This window comes from Kitasatospora sp. MAP5-34 (assembly GCF_029894335.1).
GTDB lineage: Bacteria > Actinomycetota > Actinomycetes > Streptomycetales > Streptomycetaceae > Kitasatospora.
The window spans coordinates 1-1,528 of record NZ_JARXZC010000106.1 but is presented as its reverse complement, the minus strand read 5'-3'; the positions used below and the strand labels follow the sequence as shown (position 1 = coordinate 1,528).

Here is a 1,528-nt window from a genome sequence, read left to right as displayed (position 1 = left end):
CGGGTCGGTTTCTCCGGTTCCTCGGCGTCGCGGGCTCGTCGCCGCCTACGATCCGGTTCATGGTGGAGTCCGAGATCGCGGAACGGATCGCCGCGCGGCGCGCGGAGCTGGACGAACTGGAAGACCAGCTGGTCAAGCAGCTAGACCAGGCGCGGGCTGAGCGCGACGAACTCGCCGTCGCGGAACGGGTCTGGCAGCGAATGGCCGAACAGCTCGCCTCGGAATCGCCAGCGGCCGAGCCGCCGGCGGTGCAGGTCGCAGGCCGAGCGGTGCTGCTGGTCCCGCACCGTGGGCCCGGAGTGGCCCAGGACGCGCTGCCGCCGGACTACCAGCGCCTCCTCGCCATCGTGCGCGACGCGGGCGGGCCGGTTGCGACCAAGCAGGTCGGCGAGGTGCTGGGGCTTCAGGTCGCGGTGCGGGGCAAGCTGGAGCCGCTGCGCGGGAAGCTGTCCAAGCTCGCCGGGCGGGGCTGGCTGCGCAAGCTGCCCGACGGTCGCTTCACCGCACGCCTGTGACCAGGTCGGCTGCGCGGATTGGACCGTAACTCGGGTGCCCCCGGCGGTCGTTGAAATTGTGTGACGAATAACAACGCGCCCGCCGAGGGCGTCTCCCTTGTCTACCAGTGCAAGCTGAACCTGTCCACGAGCACCCTGGTCTACCTCGCTGACCTGCTGCGATCACGTCTGAAGGCGATACGTTCCCCGTGGCGGTCGCTGCCGCCGGGCCGGATCGCGGTGCTCGTGCTGGCCATGCTGCGGCACGACCAGCGCCTGCTCGACCTGGCCGGGGGCAACGGCGTGCCGGAGTCCACCCTGCGGCGCTGGCGCGACGAGATGATCGACCTGCTCGCCGCGAAGGCTCCGCGCCTGGACCGGGCGCTTCGCCAGATAGCCAGGCGAGGCGGAGAAGTTGTGCTGATCGACGGCACTCTGATCCCCACCCAGCGCCGCACCGGAGCGGCGAACCGCCCGAACTATTCCGGCAAGCACCACCGCCATGGCCTGCACTTCCTCGCTCTGACCGACGAGAGGGGCAAGCTGATCTGGATCTCGGCGGCCCGGCCGGGTCGCACTCACGACGCCACCGCCGCCCGCCGCGACAAGATCGTCGAGCACCTGAAGGCGGCCGGGCTCGGCGCCCTGGCCGACCTCGGCTTCGTCGGCGTGGACAAGCCCGACAACCCAGATGACCTGGTCATCGTCACCGGCTACAAGGCCACCCGCGCCCGCAAGCTCACCCCCGGCCAGAAGCAGGCCAACCGGGTCCTGGCCGCCGGACGCGCCCCCGTCGAACACGGCTTCGCGAACCTGAAGGCGTGGCGGATCTTGACCAAGCTCCGCACCGACCCCGGCCGCGCCACCACCCTCCTACGCGCCCTACTCGTCCTGACCGATCTCGAAGTCAACCGCTGACAGACGGCCGACGGACGATCAAGACCGCAGACTCCTGCCCACGATCAGCACGAGCACCCCGGAGAACCGTCACGCCAGCCCCTCTGACCAGCACGTTCGAGGATGGCGAAGCTTCA

The 1,528-nt window shown here is 70.2% G+C and carries 2 protein-coding genes; both read left to right on the top strand.

Annotated features, from left to right (window positions below):
- The coding region (locus P3T29_RS32575; protein ID WP_348532888.1) for a hypothetical protein at nucleotides 1-515 on the top strand (515 nt) is incomplete at its 5' end.
- A gap of 60 nt (nucleotides 516-575) precedes the next feature.
- A complete protein-coding gene (locus P3T29_RS32570; RefSeq protein WP_280720289.1) occupies nucleotides 576-1,412 on the top strand; it encodes a transposase family protein in 837 nt (278 codons plus the stop codon).
- Nucleotides 1,413-1,528 lie beyond the last annotated feature (116 nt).